This window comes from Klebsiella michiganensis, assembly GCF_015139575.1.
GTDB classification, from domain to species: domain Bacteria; phylum Pseudomonadota; class Gammaproteobacteria; order Enterobacterales; family Enterobacteriaceae; genus Klebsiella; species Klebsiella michiganensis.
On sequence record NZ_AP022547.1, the window covers coordinates 1,010,556 to 1,031,102 of the forward strand.

Here is a 20,547-nt window from a genome sequence, read left to right on the forward strand (position 1 = left end):
CGCAAGCCATATCATTTTTGCATAGAGTGGCAATAAAACGATATTTTTTATTGCGTACGCGCTGTGGCGTAATCGTAAAAAACAGAAATAACGCACACACAGCACCGGAGTTCCTTATGCCACACTCGCTTTACGCTACCGATACCGACCTGAGCGCAGAAAACCTGCTGCGTCTGCCCGCCGAATTCGGCTGCCCGGTTTGGGTTTACGACGCGCAGATTATCCGCCGCCAGATTGCCCAATTGAGCCAGTTCGACGTGGTGCGTTTTGCGCAGAAGGCCTGCTCCAATATCCACATTCTGCGCCTGATGCGCGAGCAGGGCGTGAAGGTGGATTCGGTGTCGCTGGGCGAGATCGAGCGCGCGCTGGCGGCCGGGTACGATCCGCATCAGCATCCGGAAGATATCGTCTTTACCGCCGATCTGATCGACGATGCAACCCTGGCGCGGGTTAAAGAGCTGCAGATCCCGGTCAACGCCGGCTCAATTGATATGCTGAGCCAGCTGGGCGAAGTCTCTCCGGGCCACCGCGTCTGGCTGCGCGTTAACCCGGGCTTCGGCCACGGCCACAGCCAAAAAACCAATACCGGCGGCGAGAACAGCAAGCACGGGATCTGGCACAGCCATTTAACGGCGGCGCTGGAAGTGATGCGTCGCTATCAGCTCCAGCTGGTGGGGATTCACATGCATATCGGTTCTGGGGTCGACTATGGTCACCTGGAACAGGTCTGCGGCGCGATGGTGCGTCAGGTTGTTGAATTCGGGCAGGATCTGCAGGCGATCTCCGCCGGCGGCGGACTGTCGATCCCGTATCACGAAGATGAAGAGGCGATCGATACCGATCACTACTTCGGCCTGTGGAACGCGGCGCGCGAGCAGATCGCTAAACATCTGGGCCATCCGGTCGCGCTTGAGATCGAACCGGGTCGCTTCCTGGTGGCGGAGTCCGGCGTGCTGGTTTCTCAGGTTCGCAGCGTGAAGGAGATGGGCAGCCGCCACTTCGTGCTGATTGACGCCGGTTTTAATGATTTGATGCGCCCGGCGATGTACGGCAGCTATCACCATATTACCGCTCTCGCCGCGGACGGCCGCGATCTGCGCGCCGCGGCGGAGGTTGAAACCGTAGTGGCCGGGCCGCTGTGCGAATCGGGCGATGTATTTACCCAGCAGGAGGGGGGGAAAGTGGAAACCCGCCTGCTGCCTGCGGTGGCGCCGGGGGATTATCTGGTGCTGCACGATACCGGCGCTTACGGCGCGTCGATGTCTTCTAACTACAACAGCCGTCCGCTGCTGCCGGAAGTGCTGTTCGACAACGGCAAAGCGCGGCTGATCCGTCGTCGCCAGACCATTGAAGAGCTGTTGTCGCTCGAGCAGCTGTAAGGTGGTGCCCGATGGCGCTTCGCTTATCGGGCCCGCTAATTATGCGTAATACGGCCCGGTGGTGACCGACTCGCGCAGCACCAGCTTGCCGGTAAACGGCGGTATGGTCTCGATCGGCTGGCCGTTGGCCAGCTTGATGGCCTGATCGATAGCGGTGGTGATCATGTTATCGATCGGCAGATAGACCGTCGATAGCCCCGGCTCCAGCCATTTCGCGCTCGGCGCGTCATCAAAACCAAATAGCGAAATATCCTGCGGGATCCGCAGCCCTGCCTGATGCAGCGCTTTCGACGCGCCCAGCGCCATATCATCGTTACAGGAAAACAGCGCGCTAAACGGCGTTTTCTCTTCCAGCAGCTCGCAGCAGAGTTCATAGCCGCGGCTCATGGTGGAGTCGCCGTATTTCACCTTCGCCGGATCCCACTTGATGCCGTGCTTCTTCAGCGCGTTGCGATAGCCTTCCAGGCGAGCTTTACCCGTCGGCGTGTGCATCGGCACGGTCAAACAGGCAATATCGCGATGGCCCTGGGCAATGAGGTACTCAACCGCCTGAAACGCCGCGTCCTGCTGTTCGAAGAACACGCAGCGCTCCCGGGCCTGGCTAACGTCGCGGTTGATCACCACCAGCGGCATGGCGATAGACTCAATAAGCGACATAATCTTCTTTTCGCTCATATGGCGCGTGTAGAGCACGATGGCATCGCACTGGCGATCGGCCAGCATCTGCACTGCCTCTTCTTCACGCTCCGGCGCATCGTGGCCGTCGGTGACGATCAGCTGTTTGCCCCAGGCTTCCGTCTGGCGAGAAGCCTGCTGCAGCAGGCGGCCAAAATAGAAGCCGTCAAAGGTGGAAACCACCAGACCGATGCTGTTGCTCGTGCGGTTCGCCAGCGAGCGGGCGAGAAAGTTAGGCCGATAGCCCAGCTCTTCCATCGCCTTAAAAACCTGTTGGCGGGTGCTCTCTTTCACCTGACCTGTGCCGTTCAACACGCGGGAAACCGTCGCTTTAGAGACGCCTGCGCGAATTGAGACATCCAGCATTGTAGCCATTCATCCGATTCCTGATATCACGTGGTGAACCGCAGTTTATCACAGACATTCAGGGGGATATGGCTTCATGGCGCGGTAAAAAACCATCGCGATCACGCTTTTACAGGAATTGATCGCAGGGAAAAGAAAACCGCAAATGCGGTATGCCAATTATCGCCTTTCTGGAATACCAATGAACGGGTTGGGAGCTTAATCACAGAACTTATTCTCCCCAGTGGCTATTTTTTGGTATGCCAATAGGTGTTTGGCTGTACACCTGGTGCGCTAAAAGCCCTTAAACCTGAGGTATCCTCTATGGCATTGCAGGACAAACTGATCGACTCACTGGGGAGTTTCGCCACGAAATTCAACAGCTACCGCTACATCATGGCGATAAAATCCGCTTTTATTACCCTGATGCCGGTGATCATCGTCGGCGCCTTTTCGGTGCTGATCTCCAATATGGTGCTGGATCCGAAAAACGGACTCGCCAGCTTTCAGGCGCTCTCTTTTCTGGCGGCGCTGAAACCCATTACCAGCGCGATCAACTACGCCACCCTTAACTTTCTCAATATTGGCGCGGTCTTTCTTATCGGCATCGAGCTGGGGCGGATTAACGGCATCAAGAGCCTGTTCCCCGGTCTGCTGGCGGTGATCTGCTTTATCTGCGTGACGCCGACCACCGTCGAAATGATGGTCGACGGGCAAATGCATGAAGTGAAAGATGTGCTGCTGCGCCAGTTTTCCGATACCCGTAGCCTGTTCCTCGGTATGTTTATCGCCATTCTGTCGGTGGAGATCTACTGCTGGCTGGAGGGCCGCAAGGGGCTGAAGATCAAGATGCCGGATACCGTACCGCCCAACGTATCGGCGTCGTTCTCCGCCCTGATCCCGGCCATTATCACCACCACGGTGATTGCCACCTTTGGCTTTATTTTCCATCAGGCCACCGGCATGTACCTGTATGACGCGGTCTATCAGGTGGTGCAGCAGCCGCTGGAGCGGGTGGTGCAAAGCCTGCCGGGGATCCTGCTGCTGATGTTTGTCGCGCAGCTGTTCTGGGTTATCGGTATCCACGGCAACCAGATGATCAAACCGATCCGCGAACCGCTGCTGCTGGGAGCCATCACCGTCAATATGAGCGCCTTTGAGCAGGGCAAAGAGGTGCCTAATATCATCACCATGCCGTTCTGGGACGTTTATATGAGCATCGGCGGATCGGGGCTGACGATTGGCCTGCTGATCGCGGTCATGATCGCCACCAAACGCAAAGAGATGAAAGAGATCGCCAAGCTGTCGATTGGGCCGGGTCTGTTCAATATTAACGAACCGGTGATTTTCGGCATGCCGATCATGCTCAATCCGATCCTCGCGATCCCTTTTATCATTACGCCGCTGGTGACCGGCAGCATCGGCTACTTCGCGACCGCCGCCGGCTTTGCCGGTAAAGCGGTGGTGATGGTGCCGTGGACCACCCCGCCGCTGATCAACGCCTGGCTCTCTACGGCGGGTTCGATGGGGGCGGTGGTGACGCAGCTTATCTGCATCCTGACCGCGGTGCTGATCTATCTGCCGTTCGTCAAAATAGCCTCCCGCCGCGCGGAAAACGCTCAGCGCCAGGCGGAGAACGAGCAGGCCAGCCAACAGATATGAGGACACAATGACGACAGTAAAGATGGCGATCCCCCGCGACTTTATCCTCGGCGCCGCCGCTTCCGCGTGGCAAACCGAGGGCTGGAGCGGTAAGAAAGCGGGCCAGGATTCCTGGCCGGATCTCTGGTACAAGAACGACCGCCGCGTCTGGCATAACGGCTACGGCCCGGCGGTGGCGACCGATTTTATCAACCGCTTCCGCGAAGACGTGCAGTTGATGAAGCTGGCGGGGCTGACCCACTACCGCACGTCGATTAACTGGTCGCGCTTTCTCACCGATTATGAAAACGTCACGGTCGATGAAGACTATGCGGCGTACTACGATCAGTTGTTCGATGAACTGCTGGCCAACGGTATCGAGCCGATGATCTGTCTTGAACACTATGAACTCCCCGGCTATCTGCTGGAGCAGTACGGCGGCTGGGCGTCAAAAAAGGTGGTTGAGCTGTTTGTGCAGTACGCGGAGAAAGTGTTCGCCCGCTATCACCACAAAGTCACGCGCTGGTTTACCTTCAATGAACCGATCGTGGTGCAGACCCGCGTTTATCTGGATGCGCTGCGCTGGCCTTACGAGCAGAACACCGGCACCTGGATGCAGTGGAATCACCACAAGGTGCTGGCGACGGCAAAAGTGGTTCGGCTGTTTCGCGAGAAAGGCTATCGCGGCACGGTAGGCTGCATTCTTAACCCGGAGGTCACCTACCCGCGCTCAAAAGCGTCGCACGATGTACGCGCCGCCGAACGCTACGATCTGTTTTATAACCGGGTTTTCCTCGATCCGCTGGTCCACGGCCTCTACCCGCCTGAGCTACTGGCCCTGCTCGAACAGCACGGGGTCTCCTGGGATTATGACGCGGAGGAGCTGGCGATAATCCGCGACAACACCGTTGATGAGCTGGGGATTAATCTCTACTACCCGCATCGGGTTAAGGCTCCATCGCGCGCCTGGCATCCGCAGACGCCGTTCCATCCGGCTTACTACTATGAGCCCTTTGAGCTACCGGGGCGGCGGATGAACCACTCCCGCGGCTGGGAAATTTATCCGCAAATCGTTTTTGATATGGCGATGCGGATCAAGCAGGACTACCGCAATATTGCGTGGTTCGTGGCGGAAAGCGGCATGGGCGTGGAAAACGAAGGGCAGTTTCGCAATGGCGAAGGCACCATCGCCGACGACTACCGGATCCGCTTTATCAGCGAGCATCTGTGGCAAACGCTGCGCGCGCGGGAAGCGGGGGCCAACTGTCACGGCTACATGCTGTGGGCGTTTACCGACAACGTTTCGCCGATGAACGCGTTTAAAAATCGCTACGGGCTGATTGAAATCGATCTGCAAAATAATCGTGCGCGGCGGCCCAAGACGTCCGCCAGCTGGTTCCGTAAGCTAGGCGAGAGCCGGGAATTGACGCTGGATATTGACGATGAGTGGCGCTAGCCGGGCTGAAATTTTGCTAAGATAGCGGCCGATATTGACTCGCAGGCTCATAACGCACAGGTGATATTGTGGAGAAGGCTATCATTCCGCCGGAAAAGAAACCCTACCAGGAAATAGGTGATGATTTACGCGCACAGATTGCGCAGGGGCGCTATCCCATCGGGTCGCGCCTGCCGCCGGAACGCAATATCGCCGAGACCTACGGCGTGAGCCGGACCATCGTCCGCGAAGCGCTGCTGATGCTGGAGCTGCAGGGGACGGTCGACATTCGCCAGGGCTCCGGGGTGTACGTCATGCGCATCCCGCACGAGGACGATAGCGAGGAAGAACAGATGCTAAGCAGCGACGTCGGGCCGTTCGAAATCCTGCAGGCCCGCCAACTGCTGGAGAGCAATATCGCCGCTTTTGCCGCCAAAATGGCCACCCGCGCCGATATCGATAACCTGAAGCGGATTATCGAGCAGGAACAGCGGGCGATTGCCGCCAACGATACCAGCCAGGATAACGCCCGGCTGTTTCACCTGGTGCTGGCCGGCGCGACGCAAAATCAGATGCTGTTGGCGACGGTTGAGCGCATCTGGCTGCAGATGGACAGCAGCCCGCTGTGGCAGCAGTTCAACGTGCATATCGCCAGCCGGGCGTACCGGCTGAAGTGGCTCGGGGACCGGCAAACGCTGCTCGCCGCCCTGCGCCGACGCGATGTGATGGGGGCCTGGCAGGCAATGTGGCAGCATCTTGAAAATGTCAAAAACAGCCTGCTGGAGCTCTCCGATGAAGACGCGCCGGACTTTGACGGCTATCTCTTTGAATCGGTACCGATTTTTCAGGGAAAGCTGATATGATTATTCACCCCCTCTACGCTGCGCCGCAGCACGCTTCATGCGTAACGGAGTGGCTCTGGCGAGCGTTTGGCGCTGACGCGCTGCCGCGGGCGTTCTTCGCCAGCATTGTCGAACATAGTCAGACGCCGGGAGCGCTGCCCATTACCTTTGTGGCCGTGGAGGGCGAGAGGCTGCTGGGCACCGTCGGCCTGTGGCGCTGCGATTTAATCAGCCGTCAGGATCTCTATCCGTGGATGGCGGCGCTCTACGTGGCGCCTGAGGCGCGCGGGCAGGGACTGGCGGGAAAACTACAGCAGCACGTCATCGGATATGCCAGAGCGCAGGGCTATACCGAGCTATTTCTCTACTCCGCCTGCCGCGATTTTTATGAGCGTTTTGGCTGGCAGTATATCGGCGAAGGCCTGGATTATCCGGCCAGCGCCGTCAGTTTATACCGCTACGATTTATCGCTGTCGAGGGGCGCAATCACCGAGTGACGGCGGACCAGCGTGGGGCTGAAAAGGTGGGTAATCTCCGGCGGCGGGCGATGCTCCGCCAGCGCTAACGCCAGCTCCGCGGCCTGCGTCGCCATGGTGACAATCGGATAGCGTACGGTGGTCAGACGCGGGCGCACGTAGCGCGAAATCAGCACGTCATCAAAGCCAATCAGCGAAATCTCACGCGGCACATCAATCCCGTTATCGTTTAATACGCCCATCGCGCCGGCGGCCATCGAGTCGTTATAGCAGGCGACGGCGCTGAAGTTCCTGCCGCGGCCCAGCAGCTCGGTTATCGCCTGTTCTCCGCCGCTCTCATCGGGCTCGGCAAAGGTCACCAGGCGATCGTTGCACGGCAGATCGCTCTCTTTTAACGCTGCCCAGTAGCCCTGCAGCCGGTCTTCAGCATCGGAAATAGCGTGATTAGAGCAGAGATAGCCGATGCGGGTGTGCCCCTGCTGAATCAGGTGGCGGGTCGCGAGCCATGCGCCGTAGCGGTCATCCAGCGCCACGCAGCGCTGCTCGAAACCGGGCAGGATGCGGTTAATCAGTACCATGCCGGGGATTTGCTGCATCAGCGAGGCCAGTTCGTCATCGGGGATCATTTTGGCGTGGACCACCAGCGCCGCGCAGCGGTGGCGAATCAGCTGTTCAATCGCCTGGCGCTCTTTATGGAGGTTGTGATAGCCGTTACCGATCAGCAAAAAATTGCCGGTATTGTAGGCGACCTGCTCGACGGCTTTCACCATCGCGCCGAAGAAGGGGTCGGAGACATCGCCCACCACCAGGCCGACGGTTTCCGTTGACTGCTGCGCCAGCGCGCGGGCGTTGGCGTTGGGGTGATAATTTAGCGTTTCCATCGCGGCGCCTACCGACTGGCGCGAGGCTTCGCTGGCTTTCGGTGAATTGTTAATAACGCGGGAGACGGTAGCGACGGAGACTCCTGCGAGCCGGGCTACATCCTTAATAGTCGCCATACCAGGCCTTTTTTAGGGTAAGCGTTTACATGGCATTTATGTTACGGGAAAGCGCGGCAGATTCAAGGGTTGGTACTTTTGGGTTAATGCAATTGTGACGCAGATTAGCGTTGCGGGTGAAATAGTTACCCACAGGGGTGCGGAGAATGATTCCGGGAACGGACAATTCACACCTTTGCTTACACTTTGCGATTGGCTGTTGCGAATGTTCGCTGGTTTACCCATTCATTGCATTGATACTCTGGCTATCCCAGAGGTATTGATAGGTGGAGTCAACTTCAGGTTGACCACTTAATTACACCAGCCTGCGCAGATGCGCAGGTTTTTTTTTGCCCGCCGTTAGCCGTTGTTACAGTTCACGAAAAAAGTAATAACTGGTTGCACTTAGGCTCATTCCCTTGCGTTTTATGGCTGGCGCCGGCGGCGGGAAAAACGAGACAATCAGGATCCCAGAGGTATTGATTGGTGAGTTTTTTAAGTACGCTTTTCGTACTGATTATCTTGCACCGACCTGCGCGGATGCGCAGGTTTTTTTTGTCCTGAATTCCGCTCCTCCTGGTGCATTTTCCGTCCCTTCTCATGTAACCTGCTTTGACTGATTAACCGGTCAAACGGAGTTGTTATGCTTTTGGGATTTTTCAGACTACTTTTCAAAGGATTGTACCGGGTCAAGTTAACCGGTGACCCCCAGGCGCTGCACCAGCAAAAGGTGCTGATTACGCCAAACCATGTCTCCTTTATTGACGGCGTACTGCTGGCGCTTTTCCTGCCGGTGCGCCCGGTGTTTGCGGTCTATTCCTCAATCAGCGATCGCTGGTTTATGCGCGCGCTAAAGCCGATTATTGATTTTGTGCCGCTGGACCCGACCAAACCGATGTCGATAAAACATCTGGTCCGCCTGATTGAGCAGGGGCGCCCGGTGGTGATTTTCCCGGAAGGGCGGATCTCGGTGAGCGGTTCGCTGATGAAAATTTACGACGGCGCCGCCTTTGTGGCGGCGAAGTCGCAGGCGACCATCGTGCCGCTGAGAATCGAAGGCGCTGAATTAACCCCCTTTAGCCGCCTGAAGGGGCTGGTCAAGCGCCGCCTGTTCCCACGCATTCAGCTGCATCTGCTGCCGCCGACGCATCTGCCGATGCCCGATGCGCCGCGCGCCCGCGACCGGCGTAAAATTGCCGGTGAAATGCTGCATCAGATCATGATGGAGGCGCGGATGGCGGTGCGCCCGCGCGAAACGCTGTATGAGTCGCTGCTGGCGGCCCAGGACCGCTTCGGCGCGCGCAAACACTGCGTGGAAGATATCAATTTTCAGCCGGACACCTACCGTAAGCTGCTGACCAAAACCCTCTTCGTGGCGCGCATTCTGGAAAAATACAGCACCCAGGGCGAAAAAATCGGCCTGATGCTGCCGAACGCCGGAATAAGCGCGGCGGTGATTTTTGGCGCGATCGCCCGCGGACGAATCCCGGCGATGATGAACTATACCGCCGGGGTCAAAGGCCTGAGCAGCGCCATTACCGCGGCGGAAATCAAAACCATCTTTACCTCCCGCACCTTCCTCGATAAAGGCAAGCTCTGGCACCTGCCGGAGCAGTTGACGCAGGTACGCTGGGTATTTCTCGAAGATTTAAAAGGTGAGGTTACCGCCGCCGATAAGCTGTGGATTTTTGGCCATCTGCTGATGCCGAAGCTGGCTCAGGTTACGCAGCAGCCGGAAGACGCGGCGATGATTCTGTTTACCTCCGGCTCGGAAGGCAATCCGAAAGGGGTCGTGCATAGCCACAAGAGCCTGCTGGCCAACGTCGAGCAGATTAAAACCATTGCCGACTTTACCGCCAACGACCGCTTTATGTCGGCGCTGCCGCTGTTTCACTCCTTTGGCCTGACGGTCGGCCTGCTGACCCCGCTGTTTACCGGCGCGGAGGTCTTTCTCTATCCCAGCCCGCTGCACTACCGCGTGGTGCCGGAGCTGGTATATGACCGCAACTGTACCGTGCTGTTCGGCACCTCCACCTTCCTTGGCAACTACGCCCGTTTTGCGAATCCGTATGATTTTTATCGCCTGCGTTACGTTGTCGCCGGGGCGGAGAAGCTGCAGGAAAGCACAAAGCAGATCTGGCAGGACAAGTTTGGCCTGCGCATTCTTGAAGGCTACGGCGTCACCGAATGCGCGCCGGTGGTATCGATCAATGTGCCGATGGCGGCGAAAGTGGGCACCGTTGGCCGCATTCTGCCGGGGATGGACGCGCGTCTGCTGGCCATGCCCGGTATTGAAGAGGGGGGCCGTTTACAGCTTAAAGGGCCGAACATCATGAACGGCTATCTGCGGGTGGAGAATCCCGGCGTGCTGGAAGCGCCCGCGGCGGAAAATCAGCACGGCGTAGTCGAAGCCGGCTGGTATGACACCGGGGATATCGTCAGCTTTGACGAACAGGGCTATGTGCGGATTCAGGGACGCGCGAAGCGCTTTGCCAAAATCGCCGGTGAGATGGTGTCGCTGGAGATGGTCGAGCAGGTGGCGCTGGCGGTTTCGCCGGACAAAATGCACGCCACGGCGATTAAACAGGATGCCAGCAAAGGCGAGGCGCTGGTGCTGTTTACCACCGATAATGAACTGAATCGTGAAAAACTGCTGCGCTATGCCCGTGAACACGGCGTACCGGAGCTGGCGGTACCGCGCGACATTCGCTGGCTGAAGCAGCTCCCGGTACTGGGCAGCGGCAAGCCGGACTTTGTCACCCTTAAAGGCATGGTTGAACAGGCGGAAGATTCGAATGAGTGAGTCAGTACACACTAACACGTCGCTGTATTCGAAAGGGATGATGGCGGTTATCTGCGCCCAGTTTCTTTCGGCGTTTGGCGATAACGCGCTGTTGTTCGCCACCCTGGCGCTGATGAAGCAGCTGTTCTACCCGGAGTGGAGTCAACCGGTATTACAGATGTTGTTTGTGGGCGCTTACATTCTCTTCGCGCCGTTTGTCGGACAGTTTGCCGATAGCTTTGCCAAAGGACGGGTGATGATGGTGGCGAACGGCCTGAAGCTGATCGGCGCGGGGTGCATCTGCTTTGGCGTGAATCCGTTTATTGGCTATACGCTGGTGGGCATCGGCGCTGCCGCCTATTCTCCGGCTAAATACGGCATTCTCGGCGAGCTGACCACCGGCGATAAGTTAGTGAAAGCGAACGGCCTGATGGAGTCCTCGACCATTGCAGCGATCCTGCTCGGCTCGATGGCGGGCGGTATCCTGGCGGACTGGCATATCATGGCGGCGCTCGGCGTCTGCGCGGTGGTGTACGCCGGCGCGGTGGTTGCCAACCTGTGGATCCCGAAGCTGCCGGCGGCGCGTCCCGGGCAATCATGGCGTTTCAGGCCGATGACCCACAGCTTCTTTAGCGCCTGTACGACGCTATGGCGCAACGGTGAGACCCGCTTTTCGTTAGTCGGCACCAGCCTGTTCTGGGGAGCGGGCGTGACGCTGCGCTTCCTGCTGGTGCTGTGGGTGCCGGCGGCGCTGGGCATTACCAGCAACGCCATGCCGACCTACCTTAACGCGATGGTGGCGGTGGGGATTGTGCTGGGAGCCGGCGCGGCGGCGAAGCTGGTGACGCTGGAAACGGTGTCGCGCTGCATGCCCGCCGGGATATTGATTGGCGTGGCGGTCATCTTTTTCGCCATCCAGCAGGCGCTGCTGCCGGCGTTTGCCCTGCTGCTGCTGCTCGGCGCGTTCGGCGGCTTCTTTATCGTGCCGCTTAACGCCCTGCTGCAGGAGCGAGGGAAACATACGGTCGGCGCGGGCAACGCTATCGCGGTGCAGAACCTCGGCGAAAACGTGGCGATGCTGCTGATGCTGGGCCTCTATTCGCTGGCGGTGAGCATCGGTATTCCTGTCGTCGGCGTAGGGATTGGCTTTGGCGTGGTGTTCGCCCTGGCGATTACTGCCCTGTGGATTTGGGGACGGCGTAAATAATCTCCCGGAGGCGGCGCGTAGCGCCTGTCCGGGCTACAAACCGCACGAACTTGTAGCCCGGACAGATGCGTAGCATCGCCTCCGGGAGCTTTTACGGCCTTACGGTGCCGGGTAGGTATAAACCTGATGCACCGCTTCAATCTCGGCTAAAACCTCTGCGCTCAGCTCCAGATGCAGGCTTTCGACGTTGGTTTTCAGCTGCTCCATGGTGGTCGCGCCCAGCAGGGTGCTGGCGACAAACGGCTGACGACGTACGAAGGCCAGCGCCATCTGCGCCGGGTCAAGGTTGTGCCGCTTCGCGATATCGACATAGGCTGCCACCGCTTTTTGCGTCTGCTCGCCGCTGTAGCGCGTAAAACGGCTGAACAGCGTATTGCGTGCGCCTGCCGGTTTTGCGCCGTTGAGGTATTTCCCGGTCAGCGTGCCGAACGCCAGGCAGGAATAGGCCAGCAGCTCCACGCCTTCATACTGGCTGACTTCCGCCAGGCCCACTTCAAAGCTGCGGTTCACCAGGCTGTACGGGTTCTGGATCGTCACGATGCGCGGCAGGTCGTGCTTGTCCGCCAGATGAAGATAGCGCATCACGCCAAACGCCGTTTCGTTAGAGACCCCGATATAGCGAATCTTGCCGGCGCGCTGGAATTCGGCCAGCGCGTCCAGCGTATCCAGCAGGGTGACGACCGGGGCGGAATCGGCCCAGGTGTAGCCCAGCTTGCCGAAACAGTTGGTCGGGCGCTGCGGCCAGTGTACCTGATAGAGGTCGAGATAATCGGTCTGCAGGCGCTTCAGGCTGTCGTGCAGCGCCTCGCGGATATTTTTACGATCCAGCTTGTGGTCAGGACGAATGCTGCTGTCGTTATTGCGGGCAGGGCCGCTCACTTTAGAGGCGATAATCAGCTTTTCGCGATTGCCGCGCTTCGCCAGCCAGTTACCGATGTAGGTTTCCGTCAGGCCCTGGGTTTCCGGGCGCGGCGGGACGGGATACATTTCCGCGACGTCAATCAGGTTAATGCCCTGACTCACCGCGTAATCGAGCTGCTCGTGCGCGTCTGCCTCGCTATTCTGCTCACCAAACGTCATTGTGCCCAGCCCCAGCGTGCTGATTTCAAGAGAACTGTGTGGGATACGGTGATACTGCATAGCCGGCTTCCTTTTTTATCAACAAGGTCAGGCGTTCCCCGACAAAGGAATATAAAAATGGCAGAGGGGGAGAAAAAGGGGAAGTAAAAAAATCAAAAAAGCCGGGCTGACGGAATCCGGCCTGATGAATCCTCGCGGACAGATCAGGTGTATCCCGACTTTTCTCTGAATGCTGAAGAATAAAGAACGCTGCTCAACGGTGCGATAAAACGCTAAATCGCGACCTGACGGCGGGACTTAACGTTTAATAATCTGCGAAACGTCGTCACGATTGATCTGCATTTTATTACCCTGCTGATCTTCGTAGCTGATAAGGCCGGTGTCGTCGTCTATGGCGGGTTTGCCGTCGGTCAGAATCATGCGACCATCTTTGGTTGCCATGACGTAATCGCTGCTGCAACCGGAAACCGAGAACGCCAGTCCTACGGCGGAAATCAATACTGCCCATTTTTTCATCGCTATCACCCCTATTATAGCCGCACCTCGTACCAGTATATTAATAGCCTGATTTGTGAGACATAAAAAGCAGTTAAGTCTTAAAAAAGAATTGCAGCCCGTTTCAGGGCTGCATTTTAGCGGGCTACAGCGGATTTTTTTTATTGCGCAGCAGGTTGAGACTTTCAACCGCAATCGAAAAGAACATCGCGAAATAGATGTAGCCTTTCGGCACGTGCACGTCGAAACTTTCGAGCATCAGCGTAAAGCCGACGAGGATCAAAAACGACAGCGCCAGCATTTTCACCGAAGGATGGCGGTCAACAAAATCGCCTATCGAACGGGCGGCAACCATCATCACCAGCACCGCGATAACCACTGCCGCCATCATAATAAACAGATGATCCGACAGCCCGACGGCGGTGATCACCGAATCGAGGCTGAAAATAATATCCAGCAGCATAATCTGCACGATGGCGCCCATAAATGAATGGACGTTGGTTTTCAGCCCTTCTTCTTCGCCTTCAATGGATTCGTGAATTTCTTTACTCGCCTTCCAGATCAGGAACAGCCCGCCCAGCAGGAGGATCAGATCGCGAAACGAGATCTCCTGGCCTAGCACGGTAAAGAGAGGATTAGTGAGCTTGACGACCCACGCGATTGACGCCAGCAGCGCCAGACGCATGATCATCGCCCCCATCAGCCCAATACGGCGGGCGTGTGCCCGTTGCGCAGTGGGCAGTTTTGCCACCACCAGAGAGAGGAAAATAATATTATCGATCCCGAGCACTATCTCCAGCAGCGTCAGCGTACCAAGCGCCAGCCAGGCGTTAGGATCGGTTACCCATGCAAATAACATCGTTCAAAGTCCTGCAAAATAGAAAGATGCGATTATATGCAACCGCCACGGCAGAACAAAAAATTAATCATCTCCAGGCCGTTATTTCGAGGAGAGAAGGAAATGGCGGGCGAGCAGGGCGGCGGTAAAGTTTTTCTTCAGATAGAAACCGCGCGGTAGGGTGAGGATCGGTTCGCCGCGGGCGCCCACCGCCTCGGTCAGCGCTTTGCTGTTTGCCGCTTTCGGGCGCAGCTGCAGCACTTCGCCGTGGCGGGCGGTGATGCGCTCGACCTGGCCGAGGACGATCAAATCCATCAGCTCTTCCCAATCCATACGCAGCTGGCGATCTTCTTCTTCGCTGGGGCTCCACAGCAGCGGTGCGCCGACGCGGCGTTCGGCCAAAGGAATCGCGCGATCGCCCTCTACCGGTACCCACAGTACCCGCTTGAGCTTATGACGCACGTGGCTGCTCTCCCAGGTGACGCCGCTGTTGCCGGTCAGCGGCGCGACGCAGACGAAGGTGGTTTCCAGCGGGCGACCTGATGAATCGATGGGGATGGTTTTCAGCTCGACGCCGAGGGCGGCGAAATCCTGCTCCGGCTTGCTGCCTGCGCTGGCGCCAAGCCATATCTCCAGCAGGATGCCGATCCAGCCTTTATCACGTTTTAAATCGCGCGGAATCGCAATCCCGGCAAGCTGGGCCAGCTCCCCCAGCGAATAGCCTGCCAGCTGCTGCGCCTGGGCCAGAAGCTGCTCCTGGCTTTGCGGGGGGGATAAGAGCGGCGCGATGGTCGGCATAGCGTAAAACCTCTGGCTAAAAAGTGAGCAGTAATTTCATCCGTTGTGGATAGAGTTTACCTTTTCTTGAGTAAGTATGACAATTTGATGATTCATATGGTTTTTTTTGCGATTTTTTGCCACGGTGAAAATGGTGAAACCGGGTTTTCCAGAACTGGTCACCGACAATGAACAGGATCTTACACCCTGTTATCCACAGAAAAATGGGATAACTGGGGAAAAGCCCCACTACTGTTTCCATTTACAGCCTTGACGTGAGATGAAAATCGAGTTTTTAGACAAAATATGCCCAGAGCACATGCGTAATCTGTGGATAAAACCAACATTGCTCGATCTTTCATCAGTTCCAGGATCTCTTATGTGATGATCGTCACGTTATACTGTGAATTATGAAATTTTAACATGCTAACTTTATGAAAATTAGGTCATTATAATCAGGTGCTATCGCTACGCTGTTCGGATGATTCCGGGTTTTCCCTAGTTAATTCCGTACTTCTTCACAACTCTATCCACAGAAAAAGTGAATAAAATCGTCCGGGTATGGCTTTCGCTGTTTATAACTCCGGGTATTACTGTGAGTTATTCAAATGTTATTCGATCTCATCCCCCTCACAGAGTGGTTTACCGTTTCCAACGAGTGTGAAACAATCATTCACATTGAAGCTTATTTTGAGGTAGTCCGGTGATTGATGACGATGGCTACCGCCCAAATGTCGGTATTGTAATCTGTAATCGCCAGGGCCAGGTTATGTGGGCCAGGCGCTATGGTCAGCACTCGTGGCAGTTCCCGCAAGGGGGCATAAATCCAGGGGAATCAGCAGAGCAGGCGATGTATCGGGAATTGTTCGAAGAAGTTGGGCTAAGCCGTAAAGATGTGCGGATCCTTGCTTCAACCCGTAACTGGTTGCGTTACAAATTGCCTAAACGTTTGGTGCGTTGGGACACAAAGCCGGTATGTATCGGCCAGAAACAGAAGTGGTTTCTCCTGCAATTGATCGGCAGCGATGCGGATGTCAATATGCAAACCAGCAGTACACCTGAGTTTGATGGCTGGCGATGGGTAAGCTACTGGTACCCGGTGCGTCAGGTGGTGTCGTTTAAGCGCGACGTATACCGCAGGGTGATGAAAGAGTTTGCCAGCGTCACCATGGCGCTGGCGGAAAGCACGCCTAAGCCGCAAAGCGCGCCTGCATATCGACGTAAAAGAGGTTAAGCCACGCACATTATGCTCACTCGGTTGCGAGAAATAGTCGAGAAGGTCGCGAGTGCGCCGCGTTTAAACGAGGCGCTGGATATCCTGGTCACCGATATCTGCGCCGCGATGGAGACGGAAGTCTGTTCGGTTTATCTGGCTGACAATGACCGACGCTGTTATTACCTGATGGCGACGCGCGGGTTGAAAAAGCCGCGCGGGCGCATCGTTGCGCTCGCTTTTGACGAAGGCCTCGTGGGCCTGGTTGGCCGCCTGGCCGAACCCATTAACCTCGCCGACGCGCAAAAGCACCCCAGCTTTAAATATATTCCCGCGGTCAAAGAGGGCCGCTTTCGCGCCTTCCTCGGCGTGCCGATTATCCAGCGGCGTCAGCTGCTCGGCGTGCTGGTTGTGCAGCAGCGCGAACTGCGCCAGTTTGACGAAAGCGAAGAGTCCTTCCTGGTCACCCTGGCCACGCAAATCGCCGGCATTCTCTCTCAATCCCAGCTGAACGCGCTGTTTGGTCAATATCGTCAGACCCGCATCCGCGCGCTGCCCGCCTCGTCAGGCGTGGCGATTGCCGAAGGCTGGATGGACGTCAGCCTGCCGCTGATGGAGCAGGTTTATGAAGCCTCGACGCTCGATACCGCTTCCGAGCGCGAGCGGCTGACCGGCGCGCTGGAAGAGGCGGCGAATGAGTTTCGCCGCTACAGCAAACGCTACGCTGCCGGCGCGCAGAAAGAGACGGCGGCCATCTTTGACCTCTATTCGCACCTGCTTTCCGACGCGCGCCTGCGCCGCGAGCTGTTCGCTGAAGTGGATAAAGGCGCGGTGGCCGAATGGGCGGTGAAGAAGATCATCGAGAAATTCGCCGAACAGTTTGCCGCGCTCAGCGACGGCTACCTGAAAGAGCGCGCGGGCGATCTGCGCACGCTGGGCCAGCGGCTGCTTTTCCATCTCGATGACAGTATCCAGGGGCCCAATACCTGGCCGGAGCGCATCGTGCTGGTGGCGGATGAACTGTCGGCCACCACCTTAGCGGAGGTTCCTCAGGATCGTTTAGCCGGCGTGGTGGTGCGCGATGGCGCGGCGAACTCCCACGCCGCGATTATGGTGCGCGCGCTGGGCATTCCGACGGTGATGGGGGCGGATATTCAGCCTTCGCTGCTGCACGGCCATACGCTGATTGTCGACGGCTATCGCGGCGAGCTGCTGGTCGATCCCGAGCCGGTGCTGCTGCAAGAGTATCAGCGCCTGATCAGCGAAGAGAACGAGCTTAGCCGCCTGGCCGAGGACGATCTTGAACGCGCTTCCGAACTGAAAAGCGGCGAGCGGGTAAAAGTCATGCTCAACGCGGGCCTGAGCCCCGAGCATGAAGAAAAACTCGGCAATTTCGTCGACGGTATTGGCCTTTACCGTACCGAAATCCCCTTTATGCTGCAAAGCGGCTTCCCTTCCGAAGAGGAGCAGGTTGCCCAGTATCAGGGCATGCTGCAGATGTTCAACGAGAAATCGGTGACGCTGCGCACGCTGGACATCGGCGCGGATAAACAGCTGCCGTATATGCCGATCAGCGAAGAGAATCCGTGCCTTGGCTGGCGCGGTATTCGGATCACGCTCGATCAGCCGGAGATCTTTCTGGTACAGGTCCGCGCGATGCTGCGGGCCAACGCGGCAACCGGAAACCTCAGCATCCTGCTACCGATGGTCACCAGCCTGGATGAAGTGGATGAGGCTCGTCGCCTGATCGATCGCGCCAGCCGCGAAGTGGAAGAGATGATCGGCTACGCCATTCCCCGCCCGCGTCTTGGCGTGATGCTGGAAGTGCCGTCGATGGTCTTTATGCTGCCGCAGCTGGCGAACCGCGTTGATTTTATCTCCGTTGGCACCAACGATCTGACCCAGTACATTCTGGCGGTGGATCGCAACAACACCCGGGTCGCGAGTATGTATGACAGCCTGCATCCGGGGGTACTGCGGGCGCTGGCGATGATTGCCCGCGACGCCGAGCGTTTTGGTATCGACCTGCGCCTGTGTGGCGAAATGGCGGGCGATCCGATGTGCGTGACGATCCTGATTGGTATGGGCTATCGTCATCTGTCGATGAACGGTCGTTCGGTGGCGAGAGTGAAGTATTTGCTGCGGCGCATCGATATCAATGAAGCCCAGGAGCTTTCCCAGCGTAGCCTGGAAGCGCAGATGACCGCCGAAGTGCGCCATCAGGTCGCGGCTTTTATGGAGCGACGCGGACTCGGCGGCCTGATTCGCGGCGGCCGCTAGCACGGGCTACGGTTCATGAATTTGTTGCCCGGGTAAGGCGTTAGCCGTGATCCGGGACAACGCTGACGAGGTTCGGGCGGCCTGAGGGTTGGGTAGCCCGGACAGGCGCAGCGCGCCGCCTCCGGGAATGCTCAGCCGCGAATTCGCATTCGTATACATATCTTTTACATGTCCGGCGCGGATCGCCCTTCGCGCTTATGCTATCATTCGCAGCCTTTGGAGCGCCCGTTTCTGACGCGCGCGAACGATCCCCGCTGTCCACTTTCGGCGGAATAACAAGTGTTTATGGTGACAGATGAATAGTGGCTACCTGCATTTTCCGGAGTTTGATCCGGTAATTTTTTCCATTGGACCGGTCTCCCTCCACTGGTACGGTCTGATGTACCTGGTTGGGTTTGTTTTTGCGATGTGGTTGGCCACCCGTCGGGCCAATCGTCCGGGCAGCGGTTGGACAAAAAACGAAGTTGAAAACCTGCTGTACGCCGGCTTCCTCGGGGTTTTCCTCGGCGGGCGTCTTGGCTATGTCTTCTTCTACAACCTGCCGGTGTTCCTCGACGATCCGCTCTATCTGTTCCGCGTCTGGGACGGCGGTATGTCCTTCCACGGCGGTCTGATCGGCGTGATTCTGGTGATGATCATTTTCGCCAAACGCACGAAGCGCACCTTCTTCCAGGTTTCCGACTTCATTGCGCCGCTGATTCCGTTTGGCCTCGGCGCCGGGCGTCTGGGCAACTTTATCAACGGTGAACTGTGGGGCCGCGTCGATCCGAACTTCCACTACACCATGATTTTCCCCGGCTCTCGGGCGGAAGATCTGGCGCTGCTGCCGTCGCATCCTGAGTGGCAATCGCTGTTTGATACCTACGGCGCGCTGCCGCGTCATGCTTCGCAGCTCTATGAGCTGGCGCTGGAAGGCGTCGTGCTGTTCCTGATACTGAACCTGTTTATCCGCAAGCCGCGTCCGGCCGGTTCGGTTTCCGGCCTGTTCCTCATTGGCTACGGTCTGTTCCGCATCATCGTGGAGTTCTTCCGTCAGCCCGATGCCCAGTTTACCGGCGGCTGGGTACAGTACATCAGCATGGGGCAGATTCTTTCGATTCCGATGGTGCTTGCGGGTATCATCATGATGGTCTGGGCGTACCGTTGTCGTCCGCAGCAACAAAATTCTTGAGGAACCATGAAACAGTATCTTGATTTGATGCAGAAAGTGCTCGATGAGGGCACGCAAAAAAATGACCGCACCGGTACCGGCACCGTCTCCATCTTCGGTCACCAGATGCGTTTTAACCTGCAGGAAGGATTCCCGTTGGTGACGACCAAGCGCTGTCATTTACGCTCCATCATCCATGAACTGCTGTGGTTCCTGCAGGGTGACACCAACGTGGCGTATCTGCACGAAAACAACGTCACTATCTGGGACGAATGGGCGGATGAAAACGGCGATCTGGGGCCGGTTTACGGCAAGCAGTGGCGCTCCTGGCCCGCGCCAGACGGCCGTCATATCGACCAGATCAGCACGGTGATGGAACAGCTGAAAAACGACCCGGATTCTCGCCGGATTATCGTCTCGGCATGGAACGTCGGCGAGCTGAACAAAATGGCGCTGGCCCCGTGCCACGCGTTCTTCCAGTTCTACGTCGCCGACGGCAAGCTCTCCTGCCAGCTCTATCAGCGCTCGTGCGACGTATTCCTCGGCCTGCCGTTCAATATCGCCAGCTACGCGCTGCTGGTGCATATGGTGGCGCAGCAGTGCGACCTCGAAGTGGGCGATTTTGTCTGGACCGGCGGCGATACGCACCTGTACAGCAACCACATGGAGCAGACGCATCTGCAGCTGAGCCGCGAACCGCGGGCGCTGCCGAAGCTGGTGATCAAACGTAAGCCGGCATCGATTTTCGACTACCGTTTTGAAGACTTCGAAATCGAAGGCTACGACCCGCATCCGGGGATTAAAGCGCCAGTGGCGATTTAACCCGGAAGTGACGACGAAAAACCGGCGCCTGCGCGCCGGTTTTTTTATGCCTCAGCCGAGCCGACGGCCAGCTTTATTCCGCCGACGGAACGCTTTTTTGCGAGCAGATTTCCGGCACTGTTGAAACCCGCTG

The 20,547-nt window shown here is 57.5% G+C and carries 17 protein-coding genes and 1 pseudogene; 11 read left to right on the forward strand and 7 right to left on the reverse strand.

Annotated elements, in window-relative coordinates; all coding sequences use genetic code 11:
• Positions 1–116 precede the first annotated feature (116 nt).
• Complete coding sequence (gene lysA, locus JLG71_RS04895; protein WP_025107409.1) at positions 117–1,379, forward strand: diaminopimelate decarboxylase; 1,263 nt, start codon at positions 117–119, stop codon at positions 1,377–1,379.
• Positions 1,380–1,418: 39 nt separating this feature from the next.
• Here the strand turns inward: lysA and JLG71_RS04900 are convergent, their stop codons facing one another.
• The gene (locus tag JLG71_RS04900; protein ID WP_162140818.1) at positions 1,419–2,420 is read right to left on the reverse strand and encodes a LacI family DNA-binding transcriptional regulator; all 1,002 of its coding nucleotides are present in this window, start codon (positions 2,418–2,420) and stop codon (positions 1,419–1,421) included.
• A 303-nt stretch (positions 2,421–2,723) separates the two neighbouring features.
• Between JLG71_RS04900 and JLG71_RS04905 the strand changes: the two genes are divergently transcribed.
• The 4 genes from JLG71_RS04905 (at position 2,724) to JLG71_RS04920 (ending at position 6,814) form a co-directional block, all read left to right on the forward strand.
• Positions 2,724–4,061, forward strand: coding sequence for a PTS sugar transporter subunit IIC (locus JLG71_RS04905; RefSeq protein ID WP_014226668.1), 1,338 nt, complete (start codon positions 2,724–2,726; stop codon positions 4,059–4,061).
• 7 nt (positions 4,062–4,068) lie between these two features.
• Complete coding sequence (locus JLG71_RS04910) at positions 4,069–5,496, forward strand: glycoside hydrolase family 1 protein (RefSeq protein ID WP_200914000.1); 1,428 nt, start codon at positions 4,069–4,071, stop codon at positions 5,494–5,496.
• Between the two features lie 68 nt (positions 5,497–5,564).
• Complete coding sequence (locus JLG71_RS04915) at positions 5,565–6,338, forward strand: GntR family transcriptional regulator (RefSeq protein ID WP_200914001.1); 774 nt, start codon at positions 5,565–5,567, stop codon at positions 6,336–6,338.
• The gene (locus JLG71_RS04920; protein ID WP_014226666.1) at positions 6,335–6,814 is read left to right on the forward strand and encodes a GNAT family N-acetyltransferase; all 480 of its coding nucleotides are present in this window, start codon (positions 6,335–6,337) and stop codon (positions 6,812–6,814) included. Before JLG71_RS04915 ends, JLG71_RS04920 begins: the two co-directional genes overlap by 4 nt.
• Here the strand turns inward: JLG71_RS04920 and galR are convergent.
• Positions 6,775–7,791, reverse strand: coding sequence for an HTH-type transcriptional regulator GalR (galR, locus tag JLG71_RS04925; protein ID WP_014839434.1), 1,017 nt, complete (start codon positions 7,789–7,791; stop codon positions 6,775–6,777). The two genes, JLG71_RS04920 and galR, sit on opposite strands and share 40 nt — an antisense overlap.
• 622 nt (positions 7,792–8,413) lie before the next feature.
• Between galR and aas the strand changes: the two genes are divergently transcribed.
• Both aas and lplT read left to right on the forward strand, forming a co-directional pair.
• Entirely contained in the window at positions 8,414–10,573 is a 2,160-nt protein-coding gene (gene aas / locus JLG71_RS04930) for a bifunctional acyl-ACP--phospholipid O-acyltransferase/long-chain-fatty-acid--ACP ligase (protein WP_116279885.1), read from the forward strand.
• Positions 10,566–11,759, forward strand: coding sequence for a lysophospholipid transporter LplT (lplT, locus tag JLG71_RS04935; protein ID WP_032694706.1), 1,194 nt, complete (start codon positions 10,566–10,568; stop codon positions 11,757–11,759). Before aas ends, lplT begins: the two co-directional genes overlap by 8 nt.
• A gap of 99 nt (positions 11,760–11,858) precedes the next feature.
• Here the strand turns inward: lplT and JLG71_RS04940 are convergent, their stop codons facing one another.
• The 5 genes and pseudogenes from JLG71_RS04940 to JLG71_RS28530 form a co-directional block, all read right to left on the reverse strand.
• On the reverse strand, positions 11,859–12,899 hold the full coding sequence (locus tag JLG71_RS04940; protein WP_109240830.1) for an NADP(H)-dependent aldo-keto reductase: 1,041 nt from the start codon (positions 12,897–12,899) through the stop codon (positions 11,859–11,861).
• Between the two features lie 237 nt (positions 12,900–13,136).
• Entirely contained in the window at positions 13,137–13,355 is a 219-nt protein-coding gene (locus JLG71_RS04945; protein ID WP_004105255.1) for a YgdI/YgdR family lipoprotein, read from the reverse strand.
• 124 nt (positions 13,356–13,479) lie between these two features.
• Entirely contained in the window at positions 13,480–14,193 is a 714-nt protein-coding gene (locus JLG71_RS04950; protein WP_004105253.1) for a TerC family protein, read from the reverse strand.
• An 81-nt stretch (positions 14,194–14,274) separates the two neighbouring features.
• Positions 14,275–14,970 (reverse strand): DNA mismatch repair endonuclease MutH, encoded by a 696-nt coding sequence (mutH, locus tag JLG71_RS04955; RefSeq protein WP_116279886.1) that lies wholly within the window; start codon positions 14,968–14,970, stop codon positions 14,275–14,277.
• Positions 14,971–15,058: 88 nt separating this feature from the next.
• Positions 15,059–15,199: pseudogene (locus tag JLG71_RS28530) on the reverse strand (hypothetical protein); the annotation flags it as partial.
• Between the two features lie 453 nt (positions 15,200–15,652).
• Here JLG71_RS28530 and rppH point away from each other — a divergent pair.
• From rppH to thyA, 4 genes are all read left to right on the forward strand, one after another.
• Positions 15,653–16,183 carry an RNA pyrophosphohydrolase gene (rppH, locus tag JLG71_RS04960; RefSeq protein ID WP_004124593.1) on the forward strand — a complete coding sequence of 177 codons (531 nt, stop codon included), beginning with the start codon at positions 15,653–15,655 and terminating at the stop codon, positions 16,181–16,183.
• Between the two features lie 12 nt (positions 16,184–16,195).
• A complete protein-coding gene (gene ptsP, locus JLG71_RS04965; RefSeq protein ID WP_014226660.1) occupies positions 16,196–18,442 on the forward strand; it encodes a phosphoenolpyruvate--protein phosphotransferase in 2,247 nt (748 codons plus the stop codon).
• 295 nt (positions 18,443–18,737) lie between these two features.
• Complete coding sequence (gene lgt / locus JLG71_RS04970) at positions 18,738–19,613, forward strand: prolipoprotein diacylglyceryl transferase (RefSeq protein WP_014226659.1); 876 nt, start codon at positions 18,738–18,740, stop codon at positions 19,611–19,613.
• A gap of 6 nt (positions 19,614–19,619) precedes the next feature.
• Positions 19,620–20,414, forward strand: a complete 795-nt coding sequence (thyA, locus tag JLG71_RS04975) for a thymidylate synthase (RefSeq protein WP_004124584.1) — start codon at positions 19,620–19,622, stop codon at positions 20,412–20,414.
• Positions 20,415–20,547 lie beyond the last annotated feature (133 nt).

Bases quoted from the DNA above. Each gene is read 5' to 3' on its own strand.
- mutH (WP_116279886.1), bottom strand. From the start codon at position 14,970: ATGCCGACCATCGCGCCGCTCTTATCCCCCCCGCAAAGCCAGGAGCAG.
- JLG71_RS04920 (WP_014226666.1), top strand. From the start codon at position 6,335: ATGATTATTCACCCCCTCTACGCTGCGCCGCAGCACGCTTCATGCGTA.
- galR (WP_014839434.1), bottom strand. From the start codon at position 7,791: ATGGCGACTATTAAGGATGTAGCCCGGCTCGCAGGAGTCTCCGTCGCT.
- thyA (WP_004124584.1), top strand. From the start codon at position 19,620: ATGAAACAGTATCTTGATTTGATGCAGAAAGTGCTCGATGAGGGCACG.
- aas (WP_116279885.1), top strand. From the start codon at position 8,414: ATGCTTTTGGGATTTTTCAGACTACTTTTCAAAGGATTGTACCGGGTC.
- JLG71_RS04940 (WP_109240830.1), bottom strand. From the start codon at position 12,899: ATGCAGTATCACCGTATCCCACACAGTTCTCTTGAAATCAGCACGCTG.
- lysA (WP_025107409.1), top strand. From the start codon at position 117: ATGCCACACTCGCTTTACGCTACCGATACCGACCTGAGCGCAGAAAAC.
- JLG71_RS04950 (WP_004105253.1), bottom strand. From the start codon at position 14,193: ATGTTATTTGCATGGGTAACCGATCCTAACGCCTGGCTGGCGCTTGGT.
- lplT (WP_032694706.1), top strand. From the start codon at position 10,566: ATGAGTGAGTCAGTACACACTAACACGTCGCTGTATTCGAAAGGGATG.
- JLG71_RS04910 (WP_200914000.1), top strand. From the start codon at position 4,069: ATGACGACAGTAAAGATGGCGATCCCCCGCGACTTTATCCTCGGCGCC.
- lgt (WP_014226659.1), top strand. From the start codon at position 18,738: ATGAATAGTGGCTACCTGCATTTTCCGGAGTTTGATCCGGTAATTTTT.
- JLG71_RS04945 (WP_004105255.1), bottom strand. From the start codon at position 13,355: ATGAAAAAATGGGCAGTATTGATTTCCGCCGTAGGACTGGCGTTCTCG.
- JLG71_RS04905 (WP_014226668.1), top strand. From the start codon at position 2,724: ATGGCATTGCAGGACAAACTGATCGACTCACTGGGGAGTTTCGCCACG.
- ptsP (WP_014226660.1), top strand. From the start codon at position 16,196: ATGCTCACTCGGTTGCGAGAAATAGTCGAGAAGGTCGCGAGTGCGCCG.
- JLG71_RS04900 (WP_162140818.1), bottom strand. From the start codon at position 2,420: ATGCTGGATGTCTCAATTCGCGCAGGCGTCTCTAAAGCGACGGTTTCC.